At 61.9% G+C, this 16646-nt stretch carries 8 protein-coding genes; 5 read left to right on the top strand and 3 right to left on the bottom strand.

Annotated features, from left to right (window positions below; translation table 11 throughout):
- Positions 1–264 precede the first annotated feature (264 nt).
- Positions 265–2118, bottom strand: a complete 1854-nt coding sequence (locus tag HRU71_14960) for a proline--tRNA ligase (protein QOJ04707.1) — start codon at positions 2116–2118, stop codon at positions 265–267.
- A gap of 273 nt (positions 2119–2391) precedes the next feature.
- Between HRU71_14960 and HRU71_14955 the strand changes: the two genes are divergently transcribed.
- The 3 genes from HRU71_14955 to HRU71_14945 all read left to right on the top strand — a co-directional run bounded on the left by HRU71_14955 (position 2392) and on the right by HRU71_14945 (position 7188).
- Positions 2392–2853, top strand: coding sequence for a PilZ domain-containing protein (locus HRU71_14955; GenBank protein QOJ04706.1), 462 nt, complete (start codon positions 2392–2394; stop codon positions 2851–2853).
- A gap of 128 nt (positions 2854–2981) precedes the next feature.
- Positions 2982–4007 carry an HD domain-containing protein gene (locus HRU71_14950; GenBank protein QOJ04705.1) on the top strand — a complete coding sequence of 342 codons (1026 nt, stop codon included), beginning with the start codon at positions 2982–2984 and terminating at the stop codon, positions 4005–4007.
- A gap of 334 nt (positions 4008–4341) precedes the next feature.
- Complete coding sequence (locus HRU71_14945) at positions 4342–7188, top strand: hypothetical protein (GenBank protein ID QOJ04704.1); 2847 nt, start codon at positions 4342–4344, stop codon at positions 7186–7188.
- 96 nt (positions 7189–7284) lie between these two features.
- On the opposite strand, the gene HRU71_14940 is transcribed toward HRU71_14945, so the two are convergent.
- Both HRU71_14940 and HRU71_14935 read right to left on the bottom strand, forming a co-directional pair.
- A complete protein-coding gene (locus tag HRU71_14940; protein ID QOJ04703.1) occupies positions 7285–8067 on the bottom strand; it encodes a hypothetical protein in 783 nt (260 codons plus the stop codon).
- Between the two features lie 153 nt (positions 8068–8220).
- On the bottom strand, positions 8221–13791 hold the full coding sequence (locus tag HRU71_14935) for a thrombospondin type 3 repeat-containing protein (GenBank protein ID QOJ04702.1): 5571 nt from the start codon (positions 13789–13791) through the stop codon (positions 8221–8223).
- 798 nt (positions 13792–14589) lie between these two features.
- Between HRU71_14935 and HRU71_14930 the strand changes: the two genes are divergently transcribed.
- Entirely contained in the window at positions 14590–15552 is a 963-nt protein-coding gene (locus HRU71_14930; GenBank protein QOJ04701.1) for a thrombospondin type 3 repeat-containing protein, read from the top strand.
- Positions 15553–15697: 145 nt separating this feature from the next.
- Positions 15698–16438, top strand: a complete 741-nt coding sequence (locus HRU71_14925; protein QOJ04700.1) for an outer membrane lipoprotein-sorting protein — start codon at positions 15698–15700, stop codon at positions 16436–16438.
- The last annotated feature ends 208 nt before the right edge of the window (positions 16439–16646 follow it).

Below are 16646 nucleotides of genomic sequence, written 5' to 3'. Positions count from 1 at the left end.
GGCCAGCGCGGTCGTTACCGTGGGACTCTCGGTGCGCCGCACGAGAATGTCAACATCCTTGCTAAAGCGAACCATGTCCTCGTCAACCGTCGAAACCCATTCCGCGACGGCATTGCCCCCGACGATGGCGTACTCCACGCCAGCCGAATCGAGTGCCCGGGTGGTCAATCGAAGGAGCCTTTCCACTCTTTCGATGGCCTTGAAGGGTGTTCACGTTGTCGTGTAAATCGTTGACACAATAGTATACGTCGAGATAACGCACGATCAAACCTGGCTGATGGCAGCTTTCGCCCGACTGGCCGCCTCGGCCGGCGGAATCTTCTCCACCTCCGTCGAGTCCCGCCGTTTCAATTCCACCACGCCCTCGGCCAGGCTCTTGCGGCCAACGGTAATGCGCACGGGAATGCCGATCAGATCGGCGTCCTTGAACTTGAATCCCGCGCGCTCGTCGCGGTCGTCGAACAACACATCGACCCCCGCCGCCTCCAATTCGTCGTGCAGCGTCTGGGCCGTGTTCATCACGTCCGCCTCGCGCGGGTCCAGCGCGACGATCAGCACGCTGAATGGCGCGATCGACGCGGGCCAGATGATGCCGTTCTCATCGTGATGGGCCTCGATGGCCGCCGCCATGATGCGGTTCAAGCCGATGCCGTAGCAGCCCATGATGAGCGATTTGGGCTTGCCGTCGTTGTCGAGGAACGTCGCCTTCATTGCGTCGCTGTACTTGGTGCCGAGCTTGAAGACGTGGCCGATCTCGATGGCTTTCTTCAGGCGAATCGGCGAGCCGCTGCCCGTCGGCGACAGATCGCCATCGACCACGTTCCGCACGTCGGCGACGACGACGTTTTCTCCCTGCAACGGAAAATCACGCCCGGGGTTCACGTTGATCGTGTGATAGTCGGTCTTGTTCGCGCCCGTCGCCGCGTTGCGCATCACCGACACCGCCTGGTCGACGATCAGCCGATAGGGCACGCCGGTCTTGCCCAGCGTGTGCGGCCCGGCGAAACCAACGGCCGCGCCGGTGAGCGACGTGATCGTCTTGTCGTCGGCGAGTTCGAGCTTCGCGCCCGCAATGCGATTCAGCTTGTTCTCGTTGACTTCATGATCCCCGCGCACCAACACGACGCACGGCATCGGCGGGCCTTGTTTTGGCGTTTTAGCGTTTTCATGCTTGAGCGTTTCGACGTAGATCAGTGTCTTAATCATCCTCGACGCCGGCACGTTCAAAAATGCGCAAACCTCGTCGATCGTCCGCTGGTTCGGCGTGTGTACGTCTTGCATTGGCAGCAACTCGTCGTCCGACGCCGCGCGGGCTGAAGCCCGCGGCTCGTGAATAGCCCGCGGCTCGTTACCAGCCCGCGGCTCGTTAGCGGGCAACGGCGCGCAGACGGCCCGCTCGGTGTTCGCCGCGTAGTCGCCGTTTTCAGTGAGCGCCACCACGTCCTCCCCCGCTTCGGTCAGAACCATGAACTCGTGCGAGGCGTCGCCGCCGATCGGTCCGCTTTCGGCCTCGCAGGCGATGTACGGCAGGCCGCACCGCGTGAAGATGCGGCAGTAGGCGTCGTACATCCGCTGGTAACCCTCGTCGAGGCTCTCCTTGTCGCGATGGAAACTGTACGCATCCTTCATCAGAAATTCGCGCGTGCGCAAAACGCCGCTCTTGGGCCGGGCCTCACCGCGGAACTTCACCTGAATCTGATACAAATTGACGGGCAGCATCTTGTAGCTGTTCAGATAAGCCCGCGCGATCTCCGTCACCGGCTCCTCGTGCGTCGGGCCGAGCACCGTCTGCGCCCGCCAGTCGCTCTCGTCGCCGTCCTTCACCGGACGCAGACCCAGCAGCACGTCGCCCATCGCCGCCGTGCGTCCCGTCTGCTGCCACAGTTCCTTCGGGTGCAGCACCGGCATGTGCAGCTCGATCGCCCCCGCACGGTCCATCTCCTCGCGAACGATGGCCTCGATCTTCCGCAAGGTGCGATAGCCCAGCGGCAGGTAGCTGTAAACGCCCGCTGCGAGTTGGCGGATCAGCCCCGCGCGAAGCATCAACTGATGCGACGGCACGACGGCATCTTTCGGCACTTCCTTGGTCGTGGGGATCAGGAACTTGGTCCAACGCATTTTTATGGGCCTTTCCCCGGTCAACGCCCGGATGTCTCAAATCGGTTCAAAGCTGGGCATTAACGCGAAAGTACGCCCATCTTTCAAGCAGCGCGGCGCCGCCGACCAATGCGAGGCCTGTGAACGCGCCGCGACGGACCGTCGCTTCGAAGGTGCCGGCCATTTCTTACTAAACATACCGTCCGTTTCGCACGATGGGGGGTGCGGATACCCGGGAATGCGGCGGCGGCGACGAACCCGACCCCGCACCATCGAACCTCGCGGAGAGCAGAAATGAACTTTTCGTACCTCGAACGACGAATGGACACCCGGCGGGCCGCCTACCTGCCGATTGAACTTCGCCTCGACGATTCTCCGCAGGCCCTGCCCGGCCATCTCGTCGATCTCTCCGCCGGCGGCGCGGGGGTCATGACCACCGCCATGAACGCCCCGATGCTCGGCCAGCGCATCGACCTCGAATTTCAGACCTTCAGCGACGAACCGACCGAGACGCCCCGCCGCCGGCGTGAGACAGGTGTCGTCGTCAACCTGCGTGCCCCACAGCGCGGCATCACCCGATGCGGCATCCGATTCCTGCACCGCCGCGAAGACGAGTGCCACCTCACCGATCCGATCGACCCGCTCGAGGATGGCAGGAAAACGCCTCCGGCCCAGCGGTTCAACCGGCGCTGGCAGACGGCTCGCGGTTTCAACGCGTTCGATCGGATCGAAGAAGCCGCCGTCGCCGCGAATTGATTCGTACCGCTTCCTGCTGGCACGCTTCCGATGGCGGCGATGCGCCGCTGTGAATTCATCAGAATCCGACGAATTGCAATCCGTCGGATTTGTTTTTCAACCCGGCGCGCTACCGCTATGATCCGGGCATGGCCACCTCCAAAGCCCCCACGCATCGCTTCATCGATCAACTCCAACCCGGTGAGCAGCTTGCCGACCAGGTCTTTCTCGTCTGCAAGAAAGACCTCCGCACCACCACCAACGGCGGGCTCTACATTCACCTTGTCCTGGGCGACCGCACCGGACAGTTGCTCGGACGTATCTGGAACGCCACCCAGCAGCAGTACGAAATGATTCCCGATGGCGGCTTCCTCTGCGTGCGAGGGCGGACCGAAAGCTACAAGGGCGCCCTGCAATTCATCGTCGACGGCCTGCGGGCGGCCGAAAAGGGCACCTTTGACATCGGCGACTACATCCCGCGAACCAAACACGACATCGACAAGATGTGGAACGACGTGCTGGCGATTCTGCGCACGATCAAGCACCCGCTATTGCTCGCGCTGATCAAGGAGTTCGTCAAGGACGAGGGCATTGTCGAGGGATTCAAACGCGCCCCGGCTGCCGTGACCAATCATCATGCGTACGTCGGCGGACTCCTGGAGCACACGCTAAGCGTGCTGACGCTTGCTACGCGCGTCTTCGGCAAAAACGACGATAGCGACAGCCAATATCCCGATGTCAGCCGCGACCTCGTCCTGGCCGGCGTCTTCCTGCACGACATCGGCAAGACCGCCGAGTTGACCTACGACACGAATTTCACGTATACCAGCGCGGGGCAACTGGTAGGCCATATCACGCAGGCGGCAATCTGGATCGACCGGAAAGCCGCCGATGTCGCTGACGCAACAGGCCAGCCGTTCCCCGAAGATTTGCAGAATGTCCTGACGCACATCGTGCTGTCGCACCACGGGTCGTACGAGTTCGGCAGCCCGCGCCTGCCGGCGTGCCTCGAGGCCATCGCGGTACACTATCTGGACAATCTCGACGCGCGGCTGAACATGGCGCTTTCGGCCATCGAGGATGCCCGCAACGCCGACAGCGACTGGACCGAATTCGCCCGGCCGTTGGAGACAAAAGTCTTCAAGAAAAACGTGATGGGGCTACCGAAAAAGTAGCCCGGTCCACACCATTCTCTTCGCACCCATCTCGGTCGTGGGCACTCGCATGTCGCCGAGCCGTCATTCCGGTGAAGACGGTAATCCTGCAATTTCCATGTGAATGTCTCGTGCGCAGCGAATACCGCCCTGCCATGTGGCCGCGGAACTTTTTTACCTCGCGGAACGACTACCGCGGGGCTGGAATCCACCACTCAATCCGGGTAAAATGTTTTACCATCGCCTCCTGGTGATTCTGGATAGTGAGGGTTCGGTTATGACCCGGTCGATTGCTTACACATCCTGCCGAACCTGTTGGGCAGGTCTCGTCGCCCTCATTGCATTGACAGCACCCTTGCAAGCCGTCGAGCCGATTCACGTCGGCTTCCTCTGGCACATGCACCAGCCGATCTATTACCCCTACGAATCCATCATTCAAACCCAAGCCGCCAATCGCTTCTCCTTCAACGTGATCGATGTTCATAACCAGCGCTTCGGGCCGTACACGACTTGGCCGCGCGACGCCATCACCATCGGGGGCGCCCTGCCGCATCTCGGCGCACAGATCAGCTTCAGCGGCTCACTCATTGAGAACCTTAACGCCCTGCGCGACGCCGGCATCAACGGCGGCATGTGGAACAACTGGAACGCCAACTACCAGGCCGGCGTCGCCACCCTGACAACCCTCGGCAACCCGCGACTGGACATGGTCGCCTTCGGCTACCACCACCCGCTGATGCCCCTGCTCGACTATGAAGACATCCGTATGCAAATCCGCCTGCACAAGCAGGTCTTCAGCAACACCTGGTCCACCGGCGGCTACACCCGCGGCATGTTCCCCGCCGAAACGGCCTTCAGCCGGCGCATGATCCCCGCCCTCGTCGACGAGGGCATCGACTGGGTGCTCGTGGACAACATCCACTTCGACCGCGCCTGCAAGGGCTACCCGCACACCAACGCCTCCAATCTCTTCGCTCCGAATAAAGCCGACCAGGTCAACCCCGACCCGGCCCTGTCCGGCGGCGCGTGGGTGCAATTAAGCAACCTTTGGGCGCCCAGCCGCGTCAGCGCCCCCTTCGGCTATCAGCCGCATCACGTGCAACACGTCAATCCGCAGACCGGCGCGGTATCCCGTGTGGTCGCCGTACCCGCGGCGCGCTATGAGGGCAACGAGGACGGTCGCGGCGGCTACGGCGCGTTTCTCTACGACGTGGTGATGGATCAATATCTGCAATACAACACCGACCCGGCGCATCCGATGTTTGTCGTGCTTCATCACGACGGCGACAACTTCGGCGGCGGCACACACGCCTACTATCACAACAACTTTCAGAATATGGTGAACTGGGTCAGCGGCGATGCGGACTACGACGTATCTACCGTGCAGGACTATCTCGAACGGTTCCCGCCGGATGCCAACGATGTCATCCACGTCGAGGACGGCTCCTGGGCCGGAGCCGACAACGGCGACGCCGAATTCAAAAAATGGCTCGGCGACCCGAACGGCAGCGGCTGGAGCCCCGACTGGAACAGTTGGGCTGTCCTGACGGCGGCGAAAAACCGCGTGTTCATGGCCGAAACGATCACGCCGGTCGCGAGCATGCAGAACGTCCTCGCGGGCGGCCCCGCGGCCAGCAACACCGAGAAGGCCTGGCACTTCCTGCTCTGCGCCGAGGCGAGCGATTACTGGTACTGGGACGGCACCGAAATCTGGGACAGCAACGTGACACGAGGCTGCAACCAGGCAGTCGCGTTTGCCGATGCCGTCATCGCCGGGCAGACCGATGCGACGCCGCCGACGGTCTTCGTACCGCAGCGCGAGCCGTACAACCCCGGCGGCATGGAATGGGGCACGCAGCCGCAGCCCTCGGATTTCACCGTGTGGACCTTCGCCTACGACGTAAGCGGGTTAAACGCGGTGACGCTCAACTGGCGGGTCGATGGCGACGGCGAGAATCCTATCGCGTCCATCCAGAATGAAACCTACGCCGGCGGATCGGAAGTCGGTCCGTGGAACAGCGAGATCATGACCATCGCGCCGATGCCCGCCCCACCAGGGAATATCCTCCCCGCGACCTATCGCGCCAATCGTTACGTCGCCACGATCGCCGGCCAGCAGAACGTGCTTATCGATTACTACGTCGAGGCGGTCGATGGCCAAGGCAACATCAAGCGGACCGACATCCAGCACGTCTGGGTCGGTGCGGGCAGCCCAGGCGGCGGCGGAAACATCGTCACGATAACACCTGATCCCGCACAGGCAGGTCAGCCGGTCATGATCACCTATGCGAACGGCGCGCCGCCGCTGGCCGGCGCGGCCCAGATCAATCTCCACTACGGCTTCGACAACTGGAACCCCGTCATCGCGCCCGACCCCGCCATGACCTGGAACGCCGCGAACAATCGCTGGGAGATCACGGTCAACGTGCCGTCCAATGCGACCCAACTGGACTTCGTCTTCAACAACGGCGCGGGCACGTGGGACAACAACGGCGGGGCCGATTGGCACTACCCCGTTCAAGGCGGCGCGCCGACCGGCCCGGCGTGGGTCATGAACGGGACGCTCGACGCGGATGCCACACTTGCGGCACAGAACGCGAGCATGACCCTCTGGTACGGTGTGCGCAACGGCCTGCTCTACGTCGCCGCGCCCGACGCCGGCGAGGGCAACGATCATTTCATTTTCGTGGCCGATGCACCCGGCGCGCTCCGCGCGGCTCCCTGGGCCAAGGCCGGCCAGGTCGCCGATTGGGACGCGTTTCTCGCCGATGAGAACAATAATGATTACGAGGGCTGGTTTGACGCAACCGGTGCGACGCAGGCGATGACCGGACCCAACGGCGGCGTTCTGGAGGGCACGCTCGATCTGGCCGGAGAATTCGGCACGGTTCCCGAACAGATTTGCCTTGCTTTCGGGGCGTATCAGACAAACGACGGCGGCGCGCTTGTGCCGGCGATTCAGGTGCCCGCAAGCGTCAATGGCAATGGAAACATCGACGCGGCCGAGTACGTCTGCGTGCCGACGCGACGCAAGGGCGACGTGAACGCCGATTGGCGCATCAACCTCGACGACGTGCCGCTGTTCGTGAATGTCCTGCTCGGCATCGACCCGGCGTCGGCTCGCATCTGGGCGGCGGACATGACCGGCAATGGCACCGCCGACGGCGGGGACATCGCACTGTTCGTGCAGGGTGTGTTGTAGCGCGATCCCTTCATGCCGCGCAGAGACATCCCCCATGCGCCGGACACTCGACCTGCATGGCTGAATGAACTCTGGGGCGAATGCCGTCGCACCGCGCTACAAGGCCAGCAGCATGAAATCCGTGAAGCCCTGAATGTCGTTGCCGTCGGCGTCGCCGTCGCAATCGGCGTCAACCGCGTTGACGTGTGACGGGTCGGTGTCGTTCCCCAGGAGCACCTCCACGGCCGCGGCGATATCCAGCAAATCGTAGGCCGAGTCGAGGTTGACGTCGCCCAGGGCGCAATCGCAGGCATTGGCGACTTTGAAGGTCGACGTGCTGGAGATATCGCCCGTTACGTCGTTGGCGTCATTGTCGGAGACTTGGGTCAGCTCTCCGGCTCGATCGGCGATCATGCGCACGAGGGTTCCATTCGTGGGCGCCAGCACCTTGAATCGGAACGTCGTCACCAACATGCCGTTTGTATTATTGGCGGGTGCCACGGGCAAATTGAACGTCTGCGGCAGCGCGTAATACGACGCATCGCCGTCCGAGTAATCGGGATTCAGGCCGCCCGCGGGATAGAACTCACTCGTCCAAAGATAGTTCGGATTCGAGTTCGGGATGTTCTCCATGAACTCCAGAACGGCCGGATCCCATTCCAGAATCACGCTTAGCGCGCTGAATTGCTGGGGAGAAGCCGTCGACGACCGCGCTCGAAGCTGAACCGTGAGAATCTGATTGACCGTACAGCCCGGCGCCGGGCTGAAGACAAGCGATGGCTGAAAGAACAAATCGACATTCGCTGTGACCGGAGAGGCGATCACGGCGCCAAACAGCGCCGCAAGAATCACAAATACCCGGCCAAAAGTTCTTGCTGTGAAAATGGAGCGATGGTTCACGACTTTCCTCCAGACGTCCGCACCGACGGACCAATACCCGGCTCCGATCCCCCAATCAAGCACGAATCAAACTCCAAGCTCGATGCAAAAGTCAAGAAGAGTCCCGGCGCGAGACGAACACTCCGCCGGGACTCCTCGAGATCAATCACACACCTACTTGCCGCTCACGGGCGGCACGGCGACCGCCTGGGAGGCCGCCTGCCGCAGCTTCGTCGATACCGTGTTCGGCAACTGGTTCCGCTGCTCGAAGACGGCGATATCGCGATAGTCCACGACGCCGTCCCGGTTGAGGTCGAGCCGCAAGGCATCCCCAGCCGGCAGGCGCTTCGCCGAAATCGACAATTCCACGCCGCCGCCCAGGACCGAGGGGACACAACTGCAACTGGATGCGAACGGGAACCCGAAGCCGGGCGCTGCCGCCAGGTTCGTGAAGAAGCTGTAATCCAGCGCATTCACGTTGGCGTCATTGTTGAAGTTGGCGCTGCGCGTCGCCGGACTGACCACGAACGGACAGGCCGGACCCGGGCCCGGACCGGTGGCCACCGTCAACACCCACTGCGTGATGTCGTTGATGTCCACGTCGCCGTCGTTGTCGGTATCGCCGCCGCGGAGCAGGTGCGGCGCCGACGCCACGTATTCGTTGTTGACGATCGAAAGAGACTGTGACGCCCAGATGGTGTGTTGCTCATCTTTGGCGCACAGGCTGTCCCACTGGCCGCACGGAAGCTCAATGACCGCCGTCCCGGTTGCCGGCGCGGCGCCACTGAAGAACACATTGGCACAGATCGGGTCCGAACATCCGTCGGCGTTGCGCGCGACAAACTTGATCGGGCGGACATACCCCGCACCGGCGTTTACGAGGTTCAGCCGGACGGTCGCCGTTGCCCGGGTCACGTCCAGTACGCGGATCGTGCCCTCGGTCACGGTCGTATTTCCGCACTCATCGGTCACCGTACAAGTGACCGCCGTATCGCCGACCGGGAAGAAGCTGCCCGAAGGCGGCATGCATTCGACGCTGACCTTTCCGCCGCCGCACTTGGAATCGGCCGTGACCGAGTAGTACACGGTCGCACCGCAGACGCCGGCATCGGAGTACACCGTCAGCAGATCGCACTGATCCGACGAGGTCAGACTCGGTTGCGACGTCGGCACAAGGCAACCGACGTTCGGCGGAATGTGATTATTCACGTTGATCGTGAAACACTCCGTCGATTTGCCCGGACCTTGTCCGCCCTGCTTCGGCCCCTGGCACACGGAACACGCATCCTGGGCACTCACGCATAGATCGACCGAGACCTGGCACGAATACACTTCTTGAACGTAGATGTTGCCGCTGATCGTCGCGGATCCGGAGCAGTAGTTGATCTCCAAATCATCCGATACGTTGGCATTCCCGTTCACGTTGTACCAGTAATCCACGTCGTAGAGGTTGCAATCCTCCACCGTGATGTTCACCGGGATCGTGGCCGAGCACGCCGTGTCGATGTCCACTTGCTTCGGCAACTTGCCAGCGTTGATTCGCGGCGGCATGTTGTCCTGGATGATGATGACCACCTTGCAGGGCAACGAGACGTTCCCCGAGCCATCAACGGCTTGATAGATCAGAACAATGATCGCCGAACTCGGCGCGCATTGCGGAATGAACGGGTTGCCCGCGATGAAATAGTTCAGCAAATGCACCTGAACCTTGTCATCTCCGCAATTGTCGGTAACGGAACCGCCCAGCACTTCCTCGAAGTACTCCTTGCAGTTTTCCGCCTTCGAGGGCTGGCCCTGGAGGCAGCCCTGCTGGAGCGCTCCCGGGCACCCCAGCCCGCAGATGCCCGGCAGATTATCGATGCACTCCAGATAAATCGTCGGCGGACAGGTCAGGACCGGAGGCTCGTCATCCTCAAAGGTGATGACCTGGTCGCACGTCGCGTAGTTCTCGCACGCATCCGTGGCCGACCAGTGCCGGACGATCCGCTTCGGATTCGTCAGGCACTCGTCCCAGTAATCCACGCTCGGCTGCGTCGTGCAGTTGTCCGTCGCCGTGGCGAAGCCCGTGTCCTTCGGAGACGACGGATCGCCGCACTGCAAGAGGACATCCTTCGGGCACTGGATGGTCGGTGCCGTATCGTCGGTAATCGTCGTGGTCAGGCAGCAGCTCTCAACGGATGCATTGCCGCAGCAGTCCACCGCCGAGAATCGCAGCTTCACGGAGGCCGGGCAGCTCGTCAGTTCGCTGACTGGGACTTCGCCGCAAATGTAGAGCGTGTTGCCCGATTGCTTACCGCTTCCCAGCGCATCGCAGATGCTGTAAGTCGGCGTGCCCACCGTCACACCCGAAACGTTTTCTACCGCGATCTGAAGTCCCTTGAGATCGATGCAGCAAATGTCCGCGATGGCAACCGTGAAGGAGATGGACGCCGTGCAATCCTCGCCCATCGTCACCGACTGGTCGCCCTCACAGAACAGAACCACCGGCGGCGTCACGTCCTGCTGCGTGATCGTCTGCTGACAGGACGCGGTGTTGCCGCAGGCATCCGTCGCTGTCCAGGTGCGAACAACCGTCTGGAACGGGCATTCGCTGCCGCCCAATCCCGGACCGGGCTCGTCCGTGTAGTCGACCACGGGCTGGCTGGTGCAGTTGTCGCCGACCTTCGGGTAACCCACACTGGGGTTCTCATCCGGATCAATGGACTCATCGCAATCGACCTGAACATCCGGAGGGCAGAGAATGATGGGAGCCATCTCATCGACCACGCTGGCGCTGTCGGTGCAGGACGTGGCCTCATTCGAGCAGCAATCCAACGCATTGATGGTCACCAGAACCGTCGCCGGGCAGCCGGACAGGCCGGAGACCGGAACGTAGCCGGACACATGGAGAACTCTGGGATTCTTCGTATCCGGCACGACTTTCCACAGCGGCGTTCCGACCGTCGTGCTGTGCAGGCTCTTGGGGTCAAGCTGGGCGCTGACCGAGATGCCCTTCGAGCTGATGCAGCAGTTGTCTTCGACGGTGGCGGTGAAGTTAATCTGGCCTTCGCAGCCCTCGCCCAGGCTCGCATCCTCGGCGACGCAGGCGGTGATCACCGGTGCGGTCGTATCCGCCACGTAGATGTTCTGAACGCAGGTCGCCTGATTTCCACAAGCGTCGGTGGCTGTCCAGGTGCGGACGATGTGCTTCTCTTCGCCGCACTTGCCGTTTTGAACATTGTCGCTGTATGCGATGCTCTCAATCGGCACTTCGCCGCTGCACGCATCAATGGCCTCGGCCTGGCCGGTCGTCTTCGGAGCGATGAGTTCCTCAAGCGGGATCGACGGATTGCACTCGACGGTGAAGTCCTTCGGGCAAACCGTGAACATCGGCCCCGTCGCGTCGATCGTGAACAGGCGCGTGTTCACCGTGTTCGTCGGCGTGATCGGTGTGCCGTTGCAACTTAGCTCGGAAACAAACGAGCCTTGCGTTCGGAAATCGATGCTCGTCTCCATGCAGTCGTTGCCCGGCTCGACGTCGAATACCAGCGTCGCGAGCAGCGCGTCCTGGTTCGTGCACGGATCATTCGCAAGCGTGGAACCGTCCAACTGAAGCTGGCCGACGCCCGTCTGCGCAAGCGTGATCGGGAAGATGTGCAGCGGGAACGTGCTGTACGAACTCAAATCGCCGCGGTAGTTGAGCTTCGTGTCGTCAAAACTCAAGAACGCCTGGAAGCCGTTGGCATTCTGCGTCAACTGGCGCATCCAGAGCTGGACGGCGAATTGACCGCCGTTGCCGAGACAGCCCGATGGAACTTCCAGAACCAGCGAGTTGTTGAACGGTACGCGATCGCAGGCATCACCCAGCCCGTCCAAATCGTTGTCGGCCTGGGTCGGATTGGCGACCGACGGGCAGTTGTCGCACGCATCGCCAACGACGTCCCAGTCAGCGTCTTCCTGCATCGAGTTCGGTGTATCGACACAATTGTCGACGCAGTCCGCGACGCCGTCCTTGTCCGTATCGGTCTCGGGGTTTCCGCAACCGCACTGACCCGCAAGAACCTTGGCCGGATCATTCGGGCACTCATCGCAGGCATCGCCCGCGCTGTCCATGTCCGTGTTTTCCTGTCCGGGATTGGCCACGGTCGGACAGTTGTCGCACGCATCGCCCAAGCCGTCCTTGTCCGGGTCCTCCTGCATCGGATTCGGCGTACCCGGACAATTGTCGTTACAGTCCGCTACGCCGTCCTTGTCCGTGTCGGTATCGGCAACGCCACAACCGCACTGACCCGGAGTGATCTTCGCGGGGTCATTCGGACAGCCGTCATTGCAATCGGCCGTACCGTCCTTGTCCGTGTCGGTATCGGCAACGCCACAACCGCACTGACCCGGCGCAGTCTTGGCGGGGTCATTCGGACAGCCGTCATTGCAATCCGGCGTGCCGTCATTGTCCGTGTCGGTTTCCGGCTCGCCGCAACCGCAAACACCCGGGGCGACCTTGTCGGGATCCTCCGGACAGCCGTCGTTGCAGTCCGCCGTGCCGTCCATGTCCGTGTCGGTGTCCGCAACGCCGCAACCGCAGATGCCGGGAGCAATCTTGTCGGGATCCTCCGGACAGCCGTCGTTGCAGTCCGCCGTGCCGTCCATGTCCGTATCGGTGTCCGCAACGCCGCAACCGCAGATGCCGGGAGCAATCTTGTCGGGATCCTCCGGACAGCCGTCGTTGCAGTCCGCCGTGCCGTCCATGTCCGTGTCGGTATCCGCCACGCCGCAGCCGCAAACACCCGGGGCGACCTTGTCGGGATCCTCCGGACAGCCGTCGTTGCAGTCCGGCGTGCCGTCCATATCCGTATCGGTGTCCGCAACGCCACAGCCGCATACGCCGGGCGTAATCTTCGCGGGGTCATTGGGGCAGCCGTCGGCGCAATCGGGAACGCCGTCCATGTCCGTGTCGGTATCCGCCACGCCGCAGCCGCAGATCCCCGGAGCAATCTTGTTTGGATCCGCCGGACAGCCATCGCACGCGTCGCCGGCTGAATCGCCGTCGGCATTCGCCTGACCGGGATTCGCGATGCTGGGGCAGTTGTCGCTGGAATCGGGAACGCCGTCGCAATCACCGTCGGCGGGCAAGCCGCACGAGTGCGCCGGGCTCGCGCTGTTTCGAGGATTGGGAGTGCCTGCGGCAAAGTCAGTGCCGTTCTGATCGGTCTCGGTGCATCCGCTGGAGCCGCGAATGGCGGCCGTCGTCACGCTCAACGTCGCGGTGGCCGCAGCGCCTTCGAAACAATTGGCCGACGAACCATAACCCACAAAGTCGATAATCTGCGAACCGCTGGGGCATGTACCCGACAACAGCGTCGTGTTGTTCACCAGCGCAACCTTGCCGGTCGTGGTGGACATGCCGATCGTTCCCGTGGCATCGGGGGTTGGCAGCGGAGCACCGTTCGCGCCGCTTGAACCTTGCTGAATCAGGTAGTACCCGCCGGGCGGAATGCTTCCTGACAGATCGGTCTTGATCCAGGTGGAACCGGTGGCGGAGGTGTACTGAACCGACCAGCCGGTGATGTTGACTGTGGCCGAGCCGCGATTAAACAGCTCGATGAAGTCATTCTGCCTGGACGCGCCGGCATTGCCGCCGCCGCCATAGACCTGGCTGATCACCACGCAGGGTGAAGCCGCCTCCGTGCTCTGGCCGGCCGCCAGCGAACAACAAGCACAGATCAGGCCGAAAATCGCCGCACGTCGTGACGTCGAAAAACTCAACATTTCAGTCCTCTCCTGATGATGCCGATGCTCGGATCCCCTGCCGAGTCACCACTCTTTTCTTTCTCAATGTTTCAGAAATAACCAACTCGTACGACCCGCATCGGTCCGAGGTCATCCAAACCTCTTGTGCGGAGTCGGAGATTTTGATCGGTGACATAATCCGAAGTTCGAAGGGCGCGGACCGCCACCCCACCCCTGAATGGCAGCGCGCGGATTGAAGCCAAGATGTTGAAATCGCGCTTCCTCCCCATGGCATCCTTACCAAACGTACTCCCCGCCGGGGGAGCGAATATGTCACAACCCCGATGAAATGTCAACCCCCAAACCGGGCATCACATCAAGAATTTCGTCTTCTAAAATTGCAGCGGTTCGTTCGTTTCAGCGTCGAAATTCGTTCCCTTCCAGGGGGTGTGGAAATCGGAGCGGTCCGTTGCGTTCGGCGCGCGTTTTGCCCGTATGGTTTGGCCGGGCTATGAAATCCCAACCGGAGACCAACGGAAAATCACGCACCCCTATTCCGACTGGCCTGGTCCTTGCCGGGAAACTCGACCAAAATCATTGACGGTTAACGACTTGCGTGCAGGGGTGTCGTTGCCTTAACATAATCGCCCGAGTCTGTCGAAGATTGGGCCCCCGATTGCAGGATGTGGGTAATCTTCCGGAGCTTGTCACAACAACCTCGCTGAAAAACAGACGTGCACGCGCACCCGGTGATCGCCTGCCGCCCAACAAGTCGGTGCGGCAGACCGGGTTCCCGGCTCGTCAGGATCGCTAACGTCGTTTGGGAGCACACGGATCATGAAGAACGGCATCGTCAACAATTGTTCATTCTTCCAGTTCGGCATCGTGGAACGGTTTAGAAAGTTCGGAGCCGCGGCGGTCATCGCGATGTTCCTGCTGCTGGGCGCGACCACCGAGTCGCGCGCCTTCTTCGGGGGCGATATGGACGGAGACGGCATCGACGATGTCGTCGACAATTGCCCAGACGTCGCCAATCCCGATCAATTTGACGCGGACGGCGACAACCTCGGCGATGATTGTGATAATTGTCTATTTGATCCCAATCCCGGCCAGGAGGATCTCGACACCGACGGCGTCGGCGACGCCTGCGATCTCTGCCCCGTGGAATTCGATCCCGGCCAGGAGGATCTCGACACCGACGGCGTCGGCGACGCCTGCGACAATTGCCCCGGTACGTCCAACCCCGCTCCCCAGGCCGATGCGGACGGTGACGGCCTCGGCGATGATTGCGACGGATGCCCTACTGATCCGAACAAAACCGTGCCCGGCGCTTGCGGTTGTGGCGTGGCTGATACCGACAGCGACAGCGACGGTACACCGGACTGCAACGACGGCTGCCCCAACGATGCCGCCAAAATAGCCCCCGGCCAGTGCGGTTGCGGCAATCCCGATACCGACACGGACGGCGACGGCACGGCCGACTGCAACGACGGCTGCCCCGATGACGACAACAAGACGGCGGCCGGCGCGTGCGGGTGCGGCAATTCGGATGCCGACGCCGACGGCAATGGCACGCCTGATTGTCTGGACGATGACAACGGCAACACCAACGGGAACGAGAACCAGAACCAAAACAACAACGGCAATTCGAATGGCAACGACAACGTGCCGACGCCCAATCCCAGTCCAGAGGCCTGCGGTGTGACCTGCGGCCCCGGCATGGGCACGATGATGCCGCTCGTGGGCATCTTCCTGATCGGCATGCGACGCCGTGGACGTCCTCGGCGCACGGTTTCCTGATCGGAAGCGAAATAAGCGGCGCGGTTTCAGTCTGCGAGTGCAGCAGGACCTCGCCCAGCAGTCGGCAAACCATCGTACATCGGGGCCGCACGCCGAAGCCGGCGCTGCGGTCTCGATTCACTTTCCTTTGATCGGAGTCATCCCCATGTCGAATCGCCTGCGAAGTGTCCCGGCTCTTGCAATCCTCGGATTATTACTTGCCGCGCCGGTTCATGCCGACACGCTCGAAGCCGTCGAGAAGAAGCTCGCGGAGCAGTCCCGCAAGACGACCTCCCTGTCCATGAAAATGAAGACCGTTTCCGATGTCAGCGGCGAGGGCTTCAAGTCGATAACCACCATCGACGGGACGTATGAGTACATGACGGACGGCAAGAAGACGCTGACGCGCATCGACGTGTCAACCAAGACTCAAATGGAACTGGGTGGGACCCGGCAGAACATCGACGCCAAGTCCCTCACCATCAGCGACGGCGAGGTCATGTGGATGCTATCCGAGCAGAGCGGCCAGAAAATGGTCTCGAAGATGAAGGCGGACGAAAAGCAGATGACCAACTGGCGCGAGGACATGAAGGAGTGGTACAATCTGAAGCTGCTCCCCGACGAAACCGTCGACGGCAAGCCGTGTTACGTCATCGAGATGACACCGAAGAAAGCTCCCGCCGCCGCGGCCGAATACCGAACGGTGCAGTACTATCAGAAAGACACGGGCGTCGTCGTCAAGGCCGTCAGCTACGGCGCGGACCGCAAGCCCGTCTCCACGACGACGTATTCGGACATCAAAATCAATCCCAAGCTCGACAAGGGCCGCTTCACGTTCACGCCGCCGGCTGGTGTCCCGGTCATGGACATGACCCAGAACGCCGGGTTCAACTCCTCGGGCGGCTGATCCTGCCGTCATGCGAACCGCCCAAACTTGAATCGCAGTACGTGGTCGACATGCTCATTTCATGTTGCGCCGTCTCGCGTGTGGGAGCCACCCTCCGCCAGTTCACGCGTACATTCTGCGCCGGCCGGTTCAACGACCCCAAATCCGCGATGACCGCGGTGGCGCGACCCTTCAGCCCCGGCAACCATTGCCATCAACTCGCCCGATC

This window comes from Planctomycetia bacterium, assembly GCA_015200345.1.
In the GTDB taxonomy this organism is placed as follows: Bacteria; Planctomycetota; Phycisphaerae; order UBA1845; family UTPLA1; genus PLA3.
The sequence above is the reverse complement of the archived record's forward strand: the minus strand, read 5'-3'. Positions and strand labels throughout refer to the sequence as shown.

Bases quoted from the DNA above. Each gene is read 5' to 3' on its own strand.
- HRU71_14960 (QOJ04707.1), bottom strand. From the start codon at position 2,118: ATGCGTTGGACCAAGTTCCTGATCCCCACGACCAAGGAAGTGCCGAAA.
- HRU71_14955 (QOJ04706.1), top strand. From the start codon at position 2,392: ATGAACTTTTCGTACCTCGAACGACGAATGGACACCCGGCGGGCCGCC.
- HRU71_14950 (QOJ04705.1), top strand. From the start codon at position 2,982: ATGGCCACCTCCAAAGCCCCCACGCATCGCTTCATCGATCAACTCCAA.
- HRU71_14935 (QOJ04702.1), bottom strand. From the start codon at position 13,791: ATGTTGAGTTTTTCGACGTCACGACGTGCGGCGATTTTCGGCCTGATC.
- HRU71_14930 (QOJ04701.1), top strand. From the start codon at position 14,590: ATGAAGAACGGCATCGTCAACAATTGTTCATTCTTCCAGTTCGGCATC.
- HRU71_14925 (QOJ04700.1), top strand. From the start codon at position 15,698: ATGTCGAATCGCCTGCGAAGTGTCCCGGCTCTTGCAATCCTCGGATTA.